General features: G+C 74.3%; 14 protein-coding genes and 1 pseudogene. 5 read left to right on the top strand and 10 right to left on the bottom strand.

Features of this window, described 5'->3' with window-relative positions; genetic code table 11:
• Positions 1–982, top strand: a 982-nt coding sequence (locus ABT122_RS17900) for an SbcC/MukB-like Walker B domain-containing protein (protein WP_351552440.1), incomplete at its 5' end; no start/stop codon positions are given.
• A gap of 12 nt (positions 983–994) precedes the next feature.
• On the opposite strand, the gene ABT122_RS17895 is transcribed toward ABT122_RS17900, so the two are convergent.
• On the bottom strand, positions 995–1,441 hold the full coding sequence (locus tag ABT122_RS17895) for an Lrp/AsnC family transcriptional regulator (RefSeq protein WP_351552437.1): 447 nt from the start codon (positions 1,439–1,441) through the stop codon (positions 995–997).
• 87 nt (positions 1,442–1,528) lie between these two features.
• On the opposite strand from ABT122_RS17895, the gene ABT122_RS17890 reads away from it, so the two are divergent.
• Complete coding sequence (locus tag ABT122_RS17890) at positions 1,529–2,020, top strand: rhodanese-like domain-containing protein (protein WP_351552449.1); 492 nt, start codon at positions 1,529–1,531, stop codon at positions 2,018–2,020.
• Positions 2,021–2,287: 267 nt separating this feature from the next.
• Here the strand turns inward: ABT122_RS17890 and ABT122_RS17885 are convergent, their stop codons facing one another.
• The 5 genes from ABT122_RS17885 to pdxR form a co-directional block, all read right to left on the bottom strand.
• The gene (locus ABT122_RS17885; RefSeq protein WP_351552434.1) at positions 2,288–3,970 is read right to left on the bottom strand and encodes a DUF885 domain-containing protein; all 1,683 of its coding nucleotides are present in this window, start codon (positions 3,968–3,970) and stop codon (positions 2,288–2,290) included.
• 214 nt (positions 3,971–4,184) lie between these two features.
• Positions 4,185–5,579 carry a GNAT family N-acetyltransferase gene (locus ABT122_RS17880; protein WP_351552431.1) on the bottom strand — a complete coding sequence of 465 codons (1,395 nt, stop codon included), beginning with the start codon at positions 5,577–5,579 and terminating at the stop codon, positions 4,185–4,187.
• Between the two features lie 79 nt (positions 5,580–5,658).
• The gene (locus ABT122_RS17875) at positions 5,659–8,451 is read right to left on the bottom strand and encodes a DUF6493 family protein (protein ID WP_351552428.1); all 2,793 of its coding nucleotides are present in this window, start codon (positions 8,449–8,451) and stop codon (positions 5,659–5,661) included.
• On the bottom strand, positions 8,448–9,872 hold the full coding sequence (locus tag ABT122_RS17870; RefSeq protein WP_351552425.1) for an SWIM zinc finger family protein: 1,425 nt from the start codon (positions 9,870–9,872) through the stop codon (positions 8,448–8,450). Before ABT122_RS17870 ends, ABT122_RS17875 begins: the two co-directional genes overlap by 4 nt.
• Positions 9,873–10,314: 442 nt before the next feature.
• Complete coding sequence (gene pdxR, locus ABT122_RS17865) at positions 10,315–11,814, bottom strand: MocR-like pyridoxine biosynthesis transcription factor PdxR (protein ID WP_351552423.1); 1,500 nt, start codon at positions 11,812–11,814, stop codon at positions 10,315–10,317.
• Here pdxR and ABT122_RS17860 point away from each other — a divergent pair.
• Positions 11,805–12,731 (top strand): annotated as a pseudogene (locus ABT122_RS17860) (DMT family transporter); the annotation flags it as partial. The gene pdxR and the pseudogene ABT122_RS17860 sit on opposite strands and share 10 nt — an antisense overlap.
• Before the next feature lie 39 nt (positions 12,732–12,770).
• Here the strand turns inward: ABT122_RS17860 and ABT122_RS17855 are convergent.
• Positions 12,771–13,604, bottom strand: a complete 834-nt coding sequence (locus tag ABT122_RS17855; RefSeq protein ID WP_351552421.1) for an alpha/beta fold hydrolase — start codon at positions 13,602–13,604, stop codon at positions 12,771–12,773.
• A gap of 193 nt (positions 13,605–13,797) precedes the next feature.
• Between ABT122_RS17855 and ABT122_RS17850 the strand changes: the two genes are divergently transcribed.
• Both ABT122_RS17850 and ABT122_RS17845 read left to right on the top strand, forming a co-directional pair.
• Positions 13,798–14,682: an RNA polymerase sigma-70 factor gene (locus tag ABT122_RS17850; RefSeq protein WP_351552419.1), complete on the top strand. Its 885-nt coding sequence runs from the start codon at positions 13,798–13,800 to the stop codon at positions 14,680–14,682.
• A gap of 267 nt (positions 14,683–14,949) precedes the next feature.
• Complete coding sequence (locus ABT122_RS17845; protein ID WP_351552416.1) at positions 14,950–15,714, top strand: GntR family transcriptional regulator; 765 nt, start codon at positions 14,950–14,952, stop codon at positions 15,712–15,714.
• Between the two features lie 76 nt (positions 15,715–15,790).
• Here the strand turns inward: ABT122_RS17845 and ABT122_RS17840 are convergent, their stop codons facing one another.
• The 3 genes from ABT122_RS17840 to purB form a co-directional block, all read right to left on the bottom strand.
• The gene (locus tag ABT122_RS17840; RefSeq protein WP_351552413.1) at positions 15,791–16,948 is read right to left on the bottom strand and encodes an ROK family transcriptional regulator; all 1,158 of its coding nucleotides are present in this window, start codon (positions 16,946–16,948) and stop codon (positions 15,791–15,793) included.
• Between the two features lie 485 nt (positions 16,949–17,433).
• Positions 17,434–17,955 (bottom strand): G/U mismatch-specific DNA glycosylase, encoded by a 522-nt coding sequence (mug, locus tag ABT122_RS17835; RefSeq protein WP_351552410.1) that lies wholly within the window; start codon positions 17,953–17,955, stop codon positions 17,434–17,436.
• A gap of 53 nt (positions 17,956–18,008) precedes the next feature.
• Complete coding sequence (purB, locus tag ABT122_RS17830) at positions 18,009–19,451, bottom strand: adenylosuccinate lyase (RefSeq protein ID WP_351552407.1); 1,443 nt, start codon at positions 19,449–19,451, stop codon at positions 18,009–18,011.
• Between the last annotated feature and the right edge of the window lie 5 nt (positions 19,452–19,456).

The raw sequence follows: 19,456 nt of genomic DNA, 5'->3' as shown, positions 1-19,456 counted from the left end.
GCGGCTGGTCGCCGCCGCGGCGGCGGCGGCGCGCGACGCCGCGCTCGCCGCGCAGCGCCTCAAGGACACCGACGCCCGGCTCGCGGACGACGCGTTCGGGGCCGGTTTCGACACCCCCCGCGCCGCCGCCGACGCGGTCCTCGACGACACGGAGCAGCGCGCGCTCCAGCACCGCGTCGACGAGTGGCGGACCGAGTCCGCCACCGTGGCCGCCCGGCTCGCCGAACCGGAGACCCGCGCCGCGGCGGAGCGCCCGCCCGCCGACGCCGAGGCCGCGCGCGCCGCCGCCGGCGGCGCGGAACGGGCCCTGCGGGAGGCCCTCTCCGCCCGAGACGCCGCGCACGGCCGGTGCGAACAGCTCCAGGAGCTGTCCCGGCGGGCAGCGGCCGAGGCCCGTGCGCTCGGCCCGCTGCGGGAGGAGTACGACCGGGTGGCCCGGCTCGCGGCCCTCACCGCGGGCACCTCCGCCGACAACGAGCGCAGAATGCGCCTGGAGTCCTATGTCCTCGCGGCCCGGCTGGAACAGGTCGCGGCGGCGGCGACCGTACGGCTGCGGCGGATGTCCGGCGGCCGGTACACCCTGGTCCACTCCGACATCCGGACCGGCGGCAAGCGCTCCGGTCTCGGGCTCCATGTCGTGGACGCCTGGACCGGCCGCGAGCGCGACACGGCGACCCTCTCCGGCGGCGAGACCTTCTTCGCCTCGCTCGCGCTGGCGCTCGGCCTCGCCGATGTGGTCACCGAGGAGGCCGGCGGCGTTCGGCTGGACACCCTCTTCATCGACGAGGGCTTCGGCAGCCTGGACGAGCAGACCCTCGACGAGGTCATCGACGTCCTCGACGCACTGCGCGAACAGGACCGCAGCGTCGGCATCGTGAGCCATGTGGCCGATCTGCGCCGCCGTATCCCCACCCAGCTGGAAGTGGTCAAGGAGCGCCATGGCTCCGGCGTCCGCGTCCGCACGGACGCGCTCGGCGGCTGAACCCGGGAGCGCTCAGCCGCCGACCGCGCGGCGCGGCAGCGGCGAGGAGTACACGACGCTGGTGGTCACCGGACCGAGCGCGGAGATCCGGCCGGTGACCTCCTCCAGATGGCCCATGGAACGGGTGGCGACCTTCAGGACGAAACAGTCGTCACCGGTCACATGGTGGGCCTCCAGGATCTCCGGGGTCGTCCCCAGGAGGTCGTGGAACGGCTTGTAGTTGCCGTGCGGATAGCGCAGTCGCACAAAGGCGAGGACGGGCAGCCCCAGCCGCTCCGGCTCGACCACCGCCGTGTACCCGGCGATCACCCCCGCCTCCTCCATCCGCCGTACCCGCTCCGTCACGGCGCTCGCCGACATGGAGACGGTACGGGCCAGTTCGGCGAAGCCGGCCCGTCCGTCGCGCTGGAGTTCCGCCAGGATGCGCCAGTCGGTGGCGTCCGGTGAGTAGGGGGTCATGACGCCAGACAACAGGGGATTCCCCGGCGGATCAAGAGAAGTGCCGGGGAATCCCACTTCAGCGGAGCGCGTCCCGTCCATAGATTTCTGGCCATGACCACCACATCACTCGGTGAGAACCCCGTTCTCCGGGTCCCGCCCGCCCCGTCCGCCGTGGCCGCCGCCCACTTCGCCGCACAACTGGCCCTCCACACCGATGTCTCCGATGTCGCCGCCGCCCTCGCCCTGGGCACCGGCGCCGGGTTCGTCCTGCTCGACTGCCGGTCCACCGACTCCTGGGACCAGGGGCACATCCCCGGCGCGCTCCATCTGCCGACCGCCCGGATTCCGGAGCTGGCCGGAGCCCTGCTCGATCCCTCCGTCCCGGTCGTCACCCACTGCTGGGGCCCCGGCTGCGACGGCGCCACCCGCGCGGCTCTCGCCCTCGCCGGACTCGGCTACCCGGTGAAGGAGATGCTCGGCGGATTCGAGTACTGGGTGCGGGAGGGCTTCGCGTACGAGACCGGGGGAGGCGCCGGGGAACGGCGCGCGGTGGACCCCCTGACCGCCCCCGTCGGCGCGCAGGAGTGCGGCTGCTGACACCGGGAGCCGTGCCGGACGGACACGCGGAGGACACCGGGAGCCGTGTCGGGCGGACACCGGGCCCGGGACCGTGACGACGGGCTCCCGTGCCCCGCTTCCCCCGTCCCCGCGCCGATCCCCGGGGCCCCGGGGCGGTGGCGGCCGGAGTCCGCGAGGCGTTCGGCTGCCCCGCGGCCCGGGTCCTCGGCGGTCCGGGGTGATCCGGGCGGTCCGGGCGGTCCGGCGGACGCCGACGCGCGCGCCGGGGTCCGCCCCCCGCCGCCGTCACAGCTTCGACAGCTCGTCCACCAGATCGTCCAGCCCCAGCGACCCCTGCGACAGCGCCGCCATGTGCCAGGCCTTCGCGTCGAACGCGTCACCGTGCGCCTTGCGCGCGTTCTCCCGGCCCAGCAGCCAGGCCCGCTCGCCGAGCTTGTAGCCGATCGCCTGGGCCGGCACCGACAGATAGCGGATCAGCTCGCTCTCCACATAGTCCGCCGGCCGGCCGCTGTGGCCGCCGAAGAACTCCTGCGCCAGCTCGGGCGTCCACCGCTCTCCCGGGTGGAAGGGCGAATCCGCCGGGATCTCCAGCTCCAGATGCATCCCGATGTCCACGATGACCCGGCACGCCCGCATCATCTGCGCGTCCAGATAACCGAGTCTGCGCTCGGGGTCGGGGAGGAAGCCCAGTTCGTCCATCAGCCGCTCGGCGTAGAGCGCCCAGCCCTCCGCGTTCGCGCTGACCCCGCCGACCGTGGCCTGGTAGCGGGAGAGCTGGTCGGCCACGTGCACCCACTGCGCGAGCTGGAGATGGTGACCCGGCACCCCCTCGTGATACCAGGTCGAGACCAGGTCGTACACCGGGAAGCGCGTGGCGCCCATGGTCGGCAGCCAGGTCTGGCCCGGCCGGGAGAAGTCCTCGGAGGGGCTGGTGTAGTACGGCGCCGCCGCGCTGCCCGGGGGAGCGATCCGGGACTCCACCCTCCGCACCCGGTCCGCGAGTTCGAAGTGGGTGCCGTCCAGCGCCTCGATTGCCTCGTCCATCAGCCCCTGGAGCCAGGCCCGCACCTCCTCGACGCCCTCGATGTGGTGGCCGTGCACATCGAGATGGGCGAGCGCCTCCCAGGGGCCGGCGCCCGGGAGGATCTTCTCCGCCTCGCTCTTCATCTCGGCCAGCAGCCGGTGGTACTCGGACCAGCCGTACGCGTACGCCTCGTCCAGATCGAGGTCGGTGCCGTTGAAATACCGCGACCAGCGCGCGTAGCGCTCACGGCCCACGGTGTCGGGGGCGTCCGCGACGGCGGGGGAGTAGACCTCGCTCATCCAGTCCCGCAGCGCGGCCAGCGCCTCGGTGGCGATCTTGGCCGCCGCCGCCAGCTCGGTCCGGAGCGCGGCCGGGCCCGGCGCCACGAACTCCTCGAACCAGCTCCGCTCCGTGCCGAGCCACTCGGTCATCTGGCCGATACTGGTCCGGGTGGCCCGGGGTCCGGCGAAGAGTTTCCGCTCCAGCCCCAGTTCCAGCGAGGCCCGGTAGCCGCGCAGCGCGTCGGGGACCGCCCGCAGCCGCTCCGCCACGGCGGTCCAGTCCTCCTCGGTGGCGGTGGGCATCACGGTGAACGCCTCGCGCACCGAGTGCGCCGGTGAGCGCAGATTGCTCACCGCGCGCAGCCCCTCCTCCGCCTCGTGCACCGCCAGCTCGGCCGTCAGCCGCTCCCGCAGCAGCCGGCCGCACCGCCGCTCGGCGTCGCTCCCGGCACCCGGCAGCTTCTCGGCCTCGTCCAGCCGCGCGAGGGTCCGCCGGGCGAGTTCGGCCCGTTCCTCCAGCCCGGCCGGGGAGTAGTCGGGAAGGCGTGCGGCACTCTTCCTGACCCCCAGATAGGTACCGAGGGTCGGGTCGAGTTCGATGAGCGCGTCGACATGGGCGTCGGCGACCTGGCGGGGCAGCGGGCTGCTGGGGGTGACTGACATGCACACATCCTCATACGAGTGGGGGCTCCGCGTCACCATCGTCTGATCGCCGCCATGGGGTTGGCCAGGTCACACCCCGGTTCACTGGCCGGATACCTGCTCACCCGCCCCCGACCGACTGATGGGCCGGTCAGGGGGCCCGCCGCACCGCGCCCCCCGGGTGCGCCCGCGGCCCGGGCGGGGGCCGTGCCGCCCTCGCCCGGAACGGGGACGGTCACGGGCTCAGCGCCGCGCCCGTCCCCTCCAGCCGCGCCGTGATGACCAGGGTGCCCACCTCCACCTGGTAGTCGAGGGGCAGACCGAGTCCCCGCATCGCGGCCACCATGCCGGTGTTGGACGACTGGGTCACCGCGTACACCTGTTCGCTGCCGGCCTCCCGGGCCAGCCCGATCAGCCGGCCGAGCAGCTCGGAGCCGATGCCCCGGCGCTGCCAGGCGTCCTCCACGAGGAGGGCCACCTCGGTCTCGTCCCCGTCCCAGAGCAGATGGCCGAGTGCGATCACCCGCCCCGACGCCGTGCTCACGGCGAGGGTGCGGCCGAATCTCGGGCTGAGCAGATGGTCGAGATAGCGGTGGGCGTCCCCGACGGGTCCGTGGTAGCGCAGCCGCAGCGTGCGGTCGGAGCAGCGGTCGTGCAGCGCCTTCGCCGCCGCGAGGTCGCTCTGGTCGGCCCGGCGCACGGTGATCTCCTCGCCCTCGGGCAGGGTGAGGACATCGCGGCTGCGGGGCACCCGGGGACCCAGCCGGGCGTCCAGCTCCAGCAGGGCCCGGACCCGGGCGAACTCGCTCGGTGTGAAGGGCAGGTGCGGGCGCTCCACGGTGATCGTGCCGCCGCGCGGATCGCGCAGCCGCATCACCGTCTCCTCCAGCACCCCGTCGACGGGCGGCAGCTCCCCGGAGGGCCGGCCGGACCACGGGACCGCCGGCCGCGAGTGGATGGTGCAGCGGCCGAGCAGCTGCCGCAGCGCCAGGGGCAGTTCGGCCGCGTCCAGCGCGGTACGGGTGGCCAGGCCCAGCACCCGGGTCGGGGTGTCGACCAGATCGTGGGCGTCGGCGCGCTCGATCCAGGTGCCGCCGCCCCCGGCCGCCGAGACCTCGTCGGTGAGCCGCCGGGCCTGGAGCGCGCCGGGAGCGCGCAGCAGGAACTCGTCCACGGTGCCCTCGGCCAGGGGATGGGTCTGGAGGGTGAGGATGTCGATGTCGAGGGCCGCGAGCGCGGCGCAGAGCGCGGCGAGGCTGCCGGGCGAGTCCCGCACGGTGGTCCGCATCCGCCAGAGAACCGTTCCGTCCCGCCCGGCCCGGTCGGCGGCGGAGGGGGAGACGGCGGCGGCGGTGGTGGTGTTCGTGGTGTTCGTGGTGTTGATGGTCTGAGCCGTATCGGTCGCAGGGGAGGAGCGGTGGCGGTGCGCCCACCATGTGTGGAACGCGGCGGTGGCGACCAGGGTCACGGCCGAGACCAGGAGCAGAAACGGACCGTCGGGCCCGTGCCCGACCAGTTTCGCGACCACGTCGGCGACCGCCACCGCCGTGAACACGGCCGCCAGCTCGACGAGGTCCCGCCGCCACTGGTGGGGGCGGCGGGTGTTCTTCGCAGCTGTCACATCGGTCATGGCCTCACTCTCGCCGAACCGTGTTGCCTGATCACGAACGCACTGTGACTGATGAGTTAAGCGCGCATCTGATCAACTATCAGCACTTTCCGGCCATTTCTGGCGTGGGGGTGGGAGCCCCTGCCGCCGCCAGCAGCCGCACCGCCTGGGTGACCGCCTGCGAGGAGCCGCCCCTCCCGGCCAGTTCCGCGAGACCGGGTATCGCCTCGCCCGCCGAGAGGCCCGGCCCGGCGGCCCCTCGCACACCACCGGACCGCTCCGCGCACTCCGCGGCCACCGCCAGGATCTCCCCCATCGCCCGGGGCAGCGGCTCCGCCCGGAGCAGAGCGGGCAGCGCGGCCGCGAGGATCGCCCCCACCGTGCCGTACGCTCCGGTCACCGCGGCCGTACGGGCGGCGTCGGCCAGCCGGTTGGGCTTCAGGCCCTCGTGCCGGACCAGCCGCGCCAGCTCCCGGCCGAACAGCGCGGTGTCCAACTGCCCGCGCGCCGCGAGCACCAGCAGCCCGTCCACCGCGGCCAGCCGGTCATCGGCGCGCCGGGCGCCCGTCCCCGCCGCCAGCACCCGGTGCAGCGCGGGCCCGGCCGGACCGGGGCGCGCCTCGGCCTCCGCGAGGGCCGGCAGACACCGGGGAGCGCCGTCCGCCCACTCGGCGGACATCACCACCGCGTGCGCCATCCACCGGGCGACCGCCTCCCGGTCGTGCGGCAGCGCCAGCAGCCGGCGCGGCTCCCAGGTGACACAGGAGTAACCGGAGCACCGCAGGTCCGTGAAGTCGGAGCCCAGCCAGCGGAAGGACCGGGGGAAGGCCTGGTGCAGCGCGAGCCGCTCCCGCATCCCGTGCACCACCCGGCGGGTGGTCTCCGCGGGGCTCCGCCGCAGCCAGGTGTCCGGCCGGCGCCGCGGCTCCCCGGGCCCCTCCTCGCCCGGCGCGCCGGACCCGGTCCCGTCCCCCGGCGACAGGGCCGCGAGCGCGGGCGGCACCGGGCCGGTCCCGCACAGCCACTCCGCCAGCCGGTCGCCCTCGGCGGTGCCCAGGGCGCGGGCCGCGTCGGCGGCGCGGCCGGCCGCCCCGTCCGCCGCCACCCCGTCCCCGCCCCGCTCCACCCGCAGCAGCGCCTGGACGAAGTCCGTGGCCAGAGGCTCGACTCCCAGCCTCCCGTACTCCCGGAGCCGCTCCACCAGCACCTCCGCGTCCAGCGCCCCCGTGACCCAGGTCGGGGTCGCGAGCAGGAACGGCGGCGAACCGCTCCCCACCCGGCACGCGGCCTCCCAGTACCGCGCCCTGGTCATCTCCCCCAGCCCCTCGTGGGGGCAGGAGGCGGTGCCCCCCGAACGGGTCCGGGAGCTGTCGAGGGTCTCGGCGCTCACCCGCCCCAGCAGCGTGGCGATCACCACCTCGACGCCCGTGCCGCGCCCCAGGTCCCGGTCGTACCGCTGATGGCCGGCATGGAGCCACCACTGATCGGCCAGCGCCTCCTCCAGAGCCGCCGTCAGCGGCTCCCGCTCACGGTGGATCAGCCGGATCAGCCCGTCGAGCAGCCGCTCGGACTCGCTCGCCTCCTGCCGCCCGCGCAGCAGCACCACCAGATCCTCCACCAGCTCCGCCACCGAGGAGGGCGGCGGCCCGAGCCTGCGCCGCTCCGGCACGGGCGGCAGGGTCTCCTCGGCGACCTCCGTCCCCGCCCCGGGCAGCAGCGCCCCGAACGCGGCCTCGGCGGCGGCCCGGTGCACCGGGCTCAGCCCGCCGGCCGCCCCGGCCAGTTCCTCGCGCAGCTCCGCGCCGGCGGCCGGGAGACACCGGGCGACCAGCTTCAGGGCACGCTCCTGGATGTGGGTGTCCCCATGGCCGAACCCGTCGGCGACCACCGGCAGCAGCACCGCCAGGGCGGCCGGGTCCTTCGCGTGCTTCCGCAGCACCTTGCCGAGCAGGGTGAGCTGGGACCGCACCAGCTTCTTCTCGGTACGGAAGAGCACCGCGCCCGTCACCTCGGCCAGGGCCGGCAGCGGCAGCACGCCCGCCTCGGCGAGCCGCCCCAGCACGCTCTGGGCGTGGGACGCCACCGGGAGCCCTCCGTCGGCGGCCATGCCGGACCAGTCGGGGACCCGGGCCGCCTCCTCGTCGGGGGTCGGCGCCAGACGCTTCAGCAGCGTCAGGAAGAACTGCGTATCGCTGGGCCGGCCGCCGCGCAGCAGCCGGGCCACACAGCCGTCCAGCAGCGCCGACCGCTCCAGCACCCCGCTCTCGCCCAGCGACACGATCGCCGACGGCCAGTGCGCCGGGTCGTCCGGGTCGGCGGCCCACGAGAGCCGGGAGGGGAAGACCGCCAGCTCGAACAGCCGGGGCACCAGCACCGGCGCGTACGGGTCCAGGCGCAGCAGTTCGAGCCGGTCACCCCGGTGGGAGAGCGAGTCGACCCACCCCTCGACGAAGCCGTCGGTGGTCGGCGCCGGACAGCCGGCCAGCTCCACCAATTCCCTGATCAGCGGATAGTCGTCCTGCGCGGTCGAGGGGCGAGCGGCCAGCCGGTGGGCCAGATCCCCGAGCCACTCGGGCTCCCGGTCGGCGAGCACCTCCACGAGCCGGCGCAGCAGCGGTTTCCCGGCCGGGAGACTGCCGGCCCGCAGATCCCGGGAACCGATCCAGGAGGCCGCGGCCGCCGCACCCGTCTGACAGCCGGCCCCCGCCACCAGCAGCGCGCCGGCGATGCCGCCCCGCTCCCGCCAGCGGTTCCAGTCCCAGCCGCGCAGCTCCGCGCGGAGCGCCTTCAGCTCCGTCAGCGCCTCCTTGCGCTCGGCCGGGGTCAGCTGCCGGAGCAGCTCCGGCACCTTGGCGACCCGCATCCCCCGCACCGCGTCGAGAAGCTCCTTCACCGCGCACCTCCCGCGACCGCGCCGGCCGTGCCGGGGGCGCCCGCCGCGCCGGAGGTGCCGGCCGCCGCGCCGCGCCGGGCCATCCGGACCGCCAGCGCGTGTTTGCACGGCCCCCGCGTGCCCTGGTGCTCCGACCACCAGGCGCAGGTGCAGCGCGGTGTCCCGCCCGCCTGCCGGACCCGGTAGGTGCGCTCTCCCGAGACGACCGACGCGAACTCCCCGTCCAGCGCCACCGCTCCGGCCGCCAGCAGCCGCCGGGCGTCGACCAGGCGCGGGTTGTGCCTCTCGGCCCGGTCCGCGTCGTACGGCAGCTCGCGGTGGAAGTAGGCCGCGTCCGCCACGTCGTACCCCACCCGGCCCGCCGTGCCCAGCCGCACCAGAGCGGCTCTGACCCGGGCCACCGGGAGCCCGGACTGCTCCGCCAGATCGGCCGGGTCGATCCTCGGCTCCCAGGCGAGCAGTACGGAGATCAACTCGGCGTCCCGCGCGACCTCGTCGCCCGCCAGCGCCTCCAGCACCCCGCCCTCGCCGGAGAAGCCGCGGGTGGTGCCGGGGGAGAGGGTGAGGGTGAGCCGCATCCCCGGCAGCACCACCTCCCACGCCGCCGGGACCGGGACGCCGTCCGTCACCACGGGTCCGTACACCCGCAGCGCGGTCGCCTGGCGCAGCACCCGCTGGAGCGCCCCCAGCCGCTCGGGCCCCGGCAGACAGATCGCGCCGGGCACCGGACGGGTGGTGGGCCGCAGGGTCCTCCCGGACGCGATCACCCACTGGACGCCTCGGGAGGCCCGCCCGGACGACGACCGGGGCAGCGAGCGCAGAAAGCGCACGGCCTCGGCGGCGGGGAGTTCGGCCCGCAGATCGAAGCCCGCGGTGGCGACCTGGGCCTCGGCGAAGCCGCGCAGCCAGCGCTCGGGCAGCGGGACCTTCTTCTCCACCACCGAGCCCTCCAGCGTGGTCACCGCCAACTCGCCCGGCCCCACCCGCAGATGCAGCGGGCTGTCGCCGGTCATCCGGGAGAGCGCCTCCCGCAGGGGGTTGTTGACATCGACATTGGTCGTGCCGTGCCCGGTCCCGGCGCCGTCCAGACCCTCGCGCAGCACGTCGAGCCGGGCGTACACCCCGCAGCAGCCGGAGAAGGACTCGAACCGCAGCCGGTCGCCGTTGCCGGTGACGACGGGGTCGAGCAGGGGGCGCGCGGTGGGGTCGTGGTACCGGGCGGCGGCCACGTCCGCCACGGCGAGGAGGCCTCGGGCGGCGGTCTGCGGGGAGGCCAGGAACCCCGAGAAGAAGGTGGGCCGGTCCTGGGCGCCGGTGGGGGTGAGCCCCCGGGAGGTCTCCAGGCCGAGGAGCCCGCCGTCCGCGCCGGACTCCAGGGTGGAGGGGCGGGCGTAGGTGAGGGCCTGCACTGATCGCGTCATGAGGAGGACGGTAGAACCCCCCTCTGACAATCCCCCCTGACGTGGGGCGGTGCTCCCGGCGCGGCCGGGAAACGCCCCCTGTGCGACGGGTGCCCGCACAAACCCGGCCGGCCCGGCGTGCGAGGCCGGCCCCCGCGCCGGGGGCAACCCGGGCGAACTCAGCCCGTCCGGGGGTGCCTCCCAGAGGCAGCTCTGGGGGAGTTCGAGGACGGCCCCTGGTCCAGAGGCCCCCGCACGGTGCGGGCCACGGTCGGGGGCCGGCCCCCGAACCCCCGCTCCTCAATCGCCGGAGGGGCTGGATTTCGTGCCTCGGCTCGCTGGAGGGGCTGGGGTGGTGTGGCTCGATCACCGGGGGGGGCCTGCTCGGGTTTCTGCGAATCCGGGCAACCAGCGGGTCCGGTGTGTGAGGTGGGCTCGACGGCGGGGTGAACGGCCGGTCATCTCAGCCCGCCGCGCCGGCCAGCAGCCGGACCCCCCGCACGATCTCGGACGGCGTCAGCTGCGCGTACCCCAGAACCAGTCGCACGCCCTTCTCCCGGCCCGGCAGCACCGTGTGGGCCGAGAGTGGCCGGACCGCGATTCCGGCCCGCTCCGCACGCCTCAGGAACCGTTCCTCGGGTCCGTACCGCGCCGGGAGGGAGGCGATGATGTGCAGCCCCGCCGCGATCCCGCTGACCTCGGCACCCGGGAAGTGCTCGCCGAGGGCGCGGACGAGGGTGTCGCGCCGCTCCCGGTAGGCCCGCTGGCAGCGGCGCAGCTGCCGGTCGTAGCCGCCGCCGGTGATGAAGTCCGCCAGCAGGGCCTGGTCCAGGGCGGGGTTGCCCAGGTCCATGGTGCGCTTGCGCTCCACGGCCTCGTCCAGCAGCCGCCGGGGCACCACCAGCCAGCCGAGCCGCAGCCCCGGCGCGAGGGACTTGCTCACCGAGCCGCTGTACGCGACACGGTCCGGATCGAGCCCCTGGAGGGCGCCGACCGGCGCCCGGTCGTAGCGGAAGTCGCCGTCGTAGTCGTCCTCCACGATCAGCCCGTCCACCGACCGCGCCCAGTCGAGCAGCTCGGCTCGGCGCGGCGCCGAGTAGGCGATCCCGGAGGGGAACTGATGGGCCGGGGTGGTGGACGCGGCGGTCACCCCCGAGCCGCGCAGGGGCGCCATGGCCAGCCCCTCGGCGTCCAGCGGCAGCGGCACCGTCCGCAGCCCGGCGGCGGCGAACAGCGGATCGTGCTCGGGGCTGCCCGGGTCCTCCACCCCGATCGCCCCGTGACCGCGCCCGCGCAGCACCTGGCCGAGGACCGTCATCGCCTGCGCGACACCCGAACACACCACCAGGCACTCCGGATCGGCCACGACCCCGCGCCGCCGGGTCAGCAGCGCGGCCAGCGCCGTCCGCAGCTCCGGCAGTCCCCGGGGATCGGGATAGCCGAGCGCCCGGTGCGGCAGCCGGGCCAGGACGGACCGGTGGGCCGCGCCCCACGCGGCCCGGGGGAAGAGCGAGAGATCGGGCGCCCCCGGGCGGAAGTCCACCAGCGCTCCGGGCACGCGCCGGGGCGCGAGATCCCGCGCTCCCCGCGCGGGGGCGCGCGCCGCGTCCCCCACCCAGGTGCCCGCGCCCCGGTCGCTGCGGAGATACCCCTCGGCCGTCAGCTGCTCGTACGCCTCGGTGACCAGCCCCCGCGACACCCCGAGATCGGCGGCCAGCTCCCGGCTCGCGGGCAGCCGGGTGCCCGCCGCCAGCCGGCCCGACCGCACCGCGTCCCGCAGCGCCGACTGGAGCGCCCGCCCGCGCTGCCGGGCCGGCGCCCCGGCCGCGGGCAGCAGCAGCTCCCACGCCGCGCTCCACCCGCCACTCCCCGGAGCGCCGCCCTCCGGGGCACCGGCCCCCTCGTCCCTCGCCCCCGGGCGCCTCGTCCCGCTCTCCCCCGAAGTGGTCCCCGATGACGTCATGGAAGTGGACCTTAAAGCGGACCGCCGGACCTCCTAGCCTCACCCCCATGAATCGCCCGACCACCCCGCTGAACAGCCAGACCCGCCGGACCCTGAACGGGGTGCTCCTCGTCTCCTTCGCCTACTGCCTCGTCGGAGCCTCCTTCACCGCCAACAGCGTGCTGGGCGACTATCCGTACGCGGGCGGCCAGGCGGTCCGCTACGCGCTCGCCCTCCTGCTGCTGCTCCCGCTGCTCGGCGGGCGGGCCGCGCTCGCCCCGGTACGGGCGCTCTCCGTGCGCCAGTGGGGACGGATCGCGCTGCTGGCCGGGGTCGGGATGGTGGGCTTCAACCTGGCGGTGCTGGCCGCCGAGCGCACCGCCGAACCCGCCGTTCCGGGAGTGTTCGTCGGGTGCGCGCCCGTCATCGTCGCCGTGTTCGTCCCGCTGATGGACGGCCGCCGGCCCACCCGGCCCGTGCTGTACGGCGCCCTGCTCGTCGCCGCCGGGGCCTTCACCGTCCAGGGGTGGGGCCGCACCGACACGGCCGGCATCGTCTTCTCGGTGGCCGCGCTGATCGGCGAGGTCGGCTTCGCGGTACTGGCCGCTCCGGTCCTGCGCCCGCTGGGGCCCCGGCTGCTGACGGCCTGTGTCTGCGGCGTCGCCGCCGTCGAGTCCGCGGTGATCGGCCTGGTCCTCGACGGGCGCGGGTTCGTCCGGCTGCCCGACCAGGGGGAGGCGCTCGCCCTGGTCTGGCAGGCCGCCGTGGTCACCGTCATCGGCTTTGTCGCCTGGTACATGGGCATTCAGCGGATCGGCACCGAGCGCGCCACGCTCTTCACCGGGCTGATCCCCGTCGCCGCCGCGCTCACCGCGCCGGTGGTGGGCGCCGGCAGCCTCGGCCCCGCCCAGGCGGCCGGCGGAGTCCTGGTGGGCGCGGGGGCCGCGCTCGGCTCCGGGGTGTTCGGCGCCCGGAGGTCAGCGTCCGCTGCCGTCCAGGAGGACCCGGGCGACCAGCGCGGGATCGTCGTTCATCGGGACGTGCCCACAGCCGGGCAGCCGGACGAGCCGGGCGCGGGGGATGGCCCGCTTGGCCCGGACCCCCTGACGGGGCGGGAGCAGCCGGTCCCGGGTCCCCCAGGCGATGGTGACCGGGACATCCGGGACATCGTGCGGGAAGGTGACGCTCAGTCCGGCGGCGAGCGTCTGGTGGAAGCCGGTGGCACCGCGCAGCGCGAGGGTCTCGGCGACGACCGCGCCGGATGAGCGCCTGCCGGGCCTGGCGTAGACGCTGCCCGTCAGCGCCGCCCGCCCGGCCGCCGACCGGGACAGCTTCTCGATCACCGGCAGCGGCACCGACCGGGCCCCCGCCCGCATCGCCCGGAGCGCCCCGAAGGCGAGGACGCGCTCCCGCTCGTTCCAGAATCCGGCGGGCGAGAGCGCGGTGACCGACCGTACGAGACCGGTCCGGCCCAGCTCCAGGGCGAGCAGCCCGCCGAGCGAGTTGCCCGCGACGTGCGGACGCTCGATCCCGAGCGCGGCGCAGAGCGAACCGAGCACCGCTCCCACGCTGTCCAGGTCGTACGCCATCCCGTCGGGCAGCGGCGCGGAGGCCCCGAAGCCGGGCAGGTCCACGGCGACGACCTCGCGCTCGGCGGCCAGTAGGCGGATCACCGGCTCCCAGGCCTGCCAGTGGTGTCCGATGCCGTGGAGGAGGAGCAGGGGCTCTCCCGCGCCATTCCTCTCGTAGGCCATGGACAGGGTCCGGTCACCCCCGGGTGACGCGATGGAGAACGAAATGTCCGCGACCATGACTGTTACTCCCTCATGTCGCCCCTGCTCGGAGCTTGTAGACGGCTTGTCAGTTAGAATTACCGATCGGTAGGTTCCGGTTCAAGAGCCGGGTGCGCACCTTCCCCGAACTGACCCGTTACTTCCGGCCGGGAGACATATGACGCACCCCGGCTGCCTGGACATGGGGGCGCCGGTCGGTTGGGATGGAGGGGTGGCGACCGAGACCCTGACCGATGTCTTCGAAGAGCACCGGCATGTGCTGACCGCAGTGGCCTACCGCATGCTCGGCCGGGTGGCCGACGCAGAGGACGTGGTTCAGGACGCCTGGCTCCGCTGGACTGCGCAGGATCGTACGAATGTCGCGGAACCCCGTGGCTATCTCGTAAGGATCACGACCCGCCTCGCCATCGACCGGCTGAGGCAGATCCAGTCCCGGCACGAGTCCTACATCGGCCCCTGGCTGCCCGAACCGATCGCCACGGACATCGGGCATACCACCCCCGATCTGACCGAACGGGCAGTTCTCGCCGAATCCGTCTCTCTCGCCGTCCTCGTCGTCATGGAATCACTCTCCCCGCTGGAGCGGGCGGTGTTCGTGCTGCGTGAGGCGTTCGGCTTCGCCCACGGGGAGATCGCGGCCATCCTGGAACGCTCCGAGGCGGCCGTGCGGCAGCTCGCGGGGCGGGCGCGCCGCCATGTGGACGAGCGCAAACCCCGCTACGACGTGGACCCGGTGGAGCGCCGGCATCTGACCGAGCGATTCATCGCCGCCGCGTCCGGCGGCGACCTGGAGCAGTTGCTCGCCCTGCTCGCACCCGATGTGCGCCTCGTCGGCGACAGCGGGGGCAAGGCGAGGGCGCCGCTCCAGGTCCTCCAGGGCGTGGGCAACGTGGGGCGTTTCCTCTTCGCCGTCGCGAAGGAGGCGATCCCGGCCGCGGAGGGCAGGATCACCGAGGTCAACGGCGCGCCGGCGCTGCTCGTCCTCTCCGGCGGAAAGCCGGACAGTGTCATCCACGTGGACATCGCGGACGGACGTATTCAGTGTGTCTACATCATGCGTAACCCAGACAAACTCTCCGGGGTGGCTCCGATGTAACCCCTGTGGCCCCTGGAAGCCCTGCTTCCATGCACGTCAGAGCCCTTGTCCGAAAAATCATGGGCAATGTGTGGTGCGCGCTTCACTGGGGTGCTAACAGCCTGTGAACGCTTGCCCAACCCGGTCGACTTCATCGGGTGACAAACGCAGGATTGGTCTTGACCAAGGTGACGCGCCGTCCTATGGTCGGCATAGATAGTGCAGGAACCTTTAATAAACAAGGGCGCGGAAAAGCCGCCGCTGACACGGCGAATGCGGAGGATCAGGGTGGGGACCACGCAGCTGGAATCAGTGCCGGAACCGAAGTACTGGCACCTCAAGACGGTGATCGGGGAAGCGCTCGACTCGGATTTCGCGGTGGGGGAGATCCTGCCGAACGAACGGGACCTCGCCGCGCGCTTCGGAGTCGCCCGAGCGACCCTGCGCCAAGCACTCGAACAACTCGAACTCGAAGGGCGGCTCCAGCGGCGCCGAGGCGTCGGCACGACCGTCGCCCCGCCGCGCATGGGAGTGGATGTCTCCACCACCCAGCACGCCTGGCCCGGCTCCGCCCAGGACGCCTGGCAGTCCTTCGACTGCACCAGAGCCGTACCGCCCGCCGCGGTGGCCCGGCTGCTCGCGACAGCGACCGAAGAGGAGACGTACACGCTGCGCAGACTGCGCGTGAGCCATGGGCAGCCGGTCGCGGCCGAGCAGCTCTACGTTCCGGCCACGTCCGTGCCCGGTCTGTCGGCCATAGACGCACCGCCGGGGCCCGCGCGCGCCCGCGCCGTGCTCCGTGAACTCCAGCGGCTCGACCTGGACGGCCAGGACCGCGCCGTGGAACTGGGCTCGGCCCGCGCAGACGACGCCCGGGAGCTCGACCGGCTCCCCGGCGCGCCCGTGCTGGTCGTGACCACCCGCTACTTCTCCCGGGGCAGGACCGCCGCCGTGACGGTGGCGACCTACCGGGCCGACACCTGCCGGCTCACCTTCGGGGACTCCGGCGATGTGCAGATAAGCCACCACGGTACGGAGCGACGCGCCTCCTGAACACCACACCCGGCCGGCCCACCGGGCCCGGCCGGGACCGCACGGACCCGTACGGCCCGCCGCACCGAGCCAGCGCTCAGCGGCGGGCCGTCACCGTGCCCTCCACCGCGAACAGCTCCTCCTCGACATGGTCGAGCGCCAGCCGCAGCGCACCCGTCGCCACGACCGCCTCCCGCAGCAGCGACAGCGCCACCTTCGGCGGGCGCAGACAGTAGCGCGCCAGCTCGTCGCGGAGCGGGTCGAGCACACCGTCGATCCCGGCGGCCCAGCCGCCGACCACCACCAGCTCCGGATCGAGCGCCAGCACCAGCGCCGCCACATCGTGGACCAGACGCTGGATGAACCGTTCCACCGCGGCCTGCGCCCGGGCGTCGCCCCGCTTGGCGAGAGTGAAGACATCCGCCACCGCGTGCTCGTCGAGCGGGTGCAGCGGCTCGTCCGTCGTCGAGAGCAGCCGCTCCGGGGTCGCCTCGCGCCCCAGCAGATGCAGCGCCCCGATCTCGCCGGCCGCGCCGCCGAAGCCCCGGTGCAGCCGGCCGCCGATCAGCGATCCCGCGCCCGGGCTCAGCCCCGCCAGCACGAAGACGACATCGTCGGAGCCCCTCGCCTGCCCCTTCCAGTGCTCGGCGACCGCCGCCGCGTTGGCGTCGTTCTCCACGATCACCGGGCAGCGGAAGGAGCGCTGGAGCCGCTGCCCCAGGGGCAGCCCGGTCCAGCCCGGCAGCGCCGTGCCCAGCCGTACGGTCCCGTCGGCCTCCACGATCCCCGGGGTGCCGACCCCGACCGCCCGCAGATTGGTCCGGGAGATCCCGGCCCGCCGCAGCACATCCGCGATCACCAGCCGCACCCGCTCCAGCCGGTCGTCGGCCGACGCCGACTCCGAGACCTCCCGGTCCCCGGCGCCGATGATGCGCCCGTCCAGCCCGGACACCAGCGCGGAGACCCGGTGCGGGCCTATCTCCACCCCCAGCAGATGCCCCGCCTCGACCCGGAACCGGAAGCGGCGCGCCGGGCGGCCCTGACGGCGCGCCTCGCCCTCCTCGGGGACCGACTCGCTGACCAGCCCTGTTTCGACAAGCCCCTCGATCACGCCCTCGACCGTCGGCCGGGAGAGTCCCGTCAGCCGGGTCAGATCCGTGAGCGTGGGGGAGCCGGCGTCCCGCAGCGCATGGAGTACCACCGCGGAGTTGATCCGCCGCAGCAGCGACGGGTCTCCGCCGGTCAGCCGCCCCACCATGTGTCCTTCCAGCCCTCACTCGTGCAGATCGGGCGCGTGTGTCTGCCGGATCGTACTCGCTGGCTCTCCGACGTGCACGATCGGTGCAAGGCGTGCAACGCGGGGGCGCCCGCACCCCGCCCCTCGGCCCCCGCCCGGCGCGGGCCCCGGGGCCGGGGGCCGGCGCCCGAACCCCCGCGCCTCAAACGCCGGCGGGGCTGAAGTGGTGCTGCTCAGTCGCCGGCGAGGCTGAAGGTGCTCGGGTTCGTCGGCGGGGCTGACGTGGTGCTGCTCAGTCGCCGGAGGGGGAGGGGTGCGTCTCAAACGCCGGTGGGGTCGAGGTGGTGCGCCTCGGGTTGCCGGTGGGGTGGGGCGGCGTGCCCGAGGGCGGGGTTTGCCCTGCGTTCGGGTGGGGGTGGGGAATCCGGGCCTTCCGGAGGCGGCTCCGGGGGAGATCGAGGACGGGGCCGGGGCACACGGAGACCGCACCGGGCGGGGCCCGCTCACCGGGCGGGGGCGGGGCCTCCGGCCGGGGGCGGGAGGGCGGTCGCGGCCCGCAGGCGGGCGAACTCCTCCGCCATCGACTGCGCCGTCCAGTGCGCGTTCAACCCGCTCGGGTTGGGCAGCACCCACACCCCCGCCCCGCCGACGCTCAGCTCCTGACGCCCGATTTGGGCCTTGCGGTCGCCGAAGGCCGTGCGGTACGCGGTCACTCCCACCACCGCCAGCCAGCGCGGCCGCAGCCGCTCCACCTTCGCCCGCAGCAGCCGCCCGCCCTCCCGCAGCTCCTCGTCGTCCAGCTCGTCGGCGCGGGCCGTCGCCCGGGCCACCACATTGGTGATGCCCAGGCCGTACCCCGTCAGCTCGCCCTGCTCCGACGGGTGCAGCCGGCGCGGGGTGAAGCCCGAGAGATGCAGAACCGGCCAGAAACGATTGCCCGGCCGGGCGAAGTGGTGGCCGGTCTCCGCCGACATCAGCCCCGGGTTGATACCGCAGAAGAGCACCCGCAGGCCCTCCGCGACCACATCGTCGACGGTGCGGTCGCGGGGGTCGCGGGGGCCGGGGGCGTCCCCGGGGCTCAGAGGATCGATCCCGGGCTGTACCCGGCCGCCGCCGGGTGCTTCGCGGTGATCTCCCCGACCCGGGCGAGCACCGCTGCGACCTGCCCGGCCGCCGCGCCCGTGAACGACAGCTTGTCCGCCATCAGGGCGTCCAGCTCGGCCCGGTCCAGCGGAATCCGCTCGTCCGAGGCGAGCCGGTCCAGCAGCTCATTGCGCTCCGCGCCCTGCTCCCGCATCGCCAGCGCCGACGCCACCGCGTGCTCCTTGATGACCTCGTGCGCCTCCTCGCGGCCCACACCCGCCCGCACCGCGGCCATCAGCACCTTCGTGGTGGCCAGGAACGGCAGATAGCGGTCCAGCTCACGGGCGATCACGGCCGGGAAGGCGCCGAACTCGTCCAGCACCGTCAGGAAGGTCTCCAGCAGCCCGTCCAGGGCGAAGAACGCGTCCGGCAGCGCCACCCGGCGCACCACCGAGCAGGACACATCCCCCTCGTTCCACTGGTCGCCCGCCAGCTCGCCCGCCATCGAGGCATAGCCGCGCAGAATCACCGTCAGACCGTTCACGCGCTCGCAGGAGCGGGTGTTCATCTTGTGCGGCATGGCGGAGGACCCCACCTGGCCCGGCTTGAAGCCCTCGGTGACCAGCTCGTGCCCGGCCATCAGCCGGATCGTCCTGGCGACCGACGAGGGCGCCGCCGCGAGCTGCACCAGCGCGGTGACCACGTCGTAGTCGAGCGAGCGCGGATAGACCTGGCCGACCGAGGTGAACGCCTCGGCGAAGCCCAGGTGTCCGGCGATCCGCCGCTCCAGCTCGGCCAGGCTCGCGCTGTCCCCGCCCAGCAGGTCCAGCATGTCCTGCGCGGTGCCCATCGGGCCCTTGATCCCGCGCAGCGGATAACGGGCCAGCAGCTCCTCGACACGGCCGTACGCCACCAGCAGCTCGTCCGCCGCGGACGCGAAGCGCTTCCCCAGCGTCGTGGCCTGCGCGGCCACATTGTGCGAGCGCCCGGCCATCACCAGCTCCGCGTACTCGCCGGAGAGCCGGCCGAGGCGGGCCAGCACCGCGACCGTCCGGTCGCGCACCAGCTCCAGCGAGAGCCGGATCTGGAGCTGCTCCACATTCTCGGTCAGATCCCGGGAGGTCATGCCCTTGTGGATCTGCTCATGGCCCGCGAGCGCGTTGAACTCCTCGATCCGCGCCTTCACATCATGACGGGTGATCTTCTCGCGCTCGGCGATCGACGCCAGATCGACCCGGTCGAGCACGCGCTCGTAATCGGCGATGGCGCCATCCGGCACCTCGATCCCGAGATCCTTCTGCGCACGCAGCACGGCGAGCCAGAGCCTCCGCTCCAGCCTCACCTTCTGCTCGGGGGACCAGAGGGCCGCCAGCTCCGCGGAGGCATAGCGGTCGGCCAGGACATTGGGGATACGGGGCTTCGCAGACACAGCAGTCACACGGC

Source organism: Streptomyces sp. NPDC001985 (genome assembly GCF_040296845.1).
Lineage (GTDB): Bacteria > Actinomycetota > Actinomycetes > Streptomycetales > Streptomycetaceae > Streptomyces.
This window is presented reverse-complemented; position numbering and strand designations above follow the sequence as displayed.

Bases quoted from the DNA above. Each gene is read 5' to 3' on its own strand.
- ABT122_RS17880 (WP_351552431.1), bottom strand. From the start codon at position 5,579: ATGACCGATGTGACAGCTGCGAAGAACACCCGCCGCCCCCACCAGTGG.
- ABT122_RS17870 (WP_351552425.1), bottom strand. From the start codon at position 9,872: ATGACGCGATCAGTGCAGGCCCTCACCTACGCCCGCCCCTCCACCCTG.
- ABT122_RS17855 (WP_351552421.1), bottom strand. From the start codon at position 13,604: ATGGTCGCGGACATTTCGTTCTCCATCGCGTCACCCGGGGGTGACCGG.
- pdxR (WP_351552423.1), bottom strand. From the start codon at position 11,814: ATGACGTCATCGGGGACCACTTCGGGGGAGAGCGGGACGAGGCGCCCG.
- ABT122_RS17885 (WP_351552434.1), bottom strand. From the start codon at position 3,970: ATGTCAGTCACCCCCAGCAGCCCGCTGCCCCGCCAGGTCGCCGACGCC.
- ABT122_RS17895 (WP_351552437.1), bottom strand. From the start codon at position 1,441: ATGACCCCCTACTCACCGGACGCCACCGACTGGCGCATCCTGGCGGAA.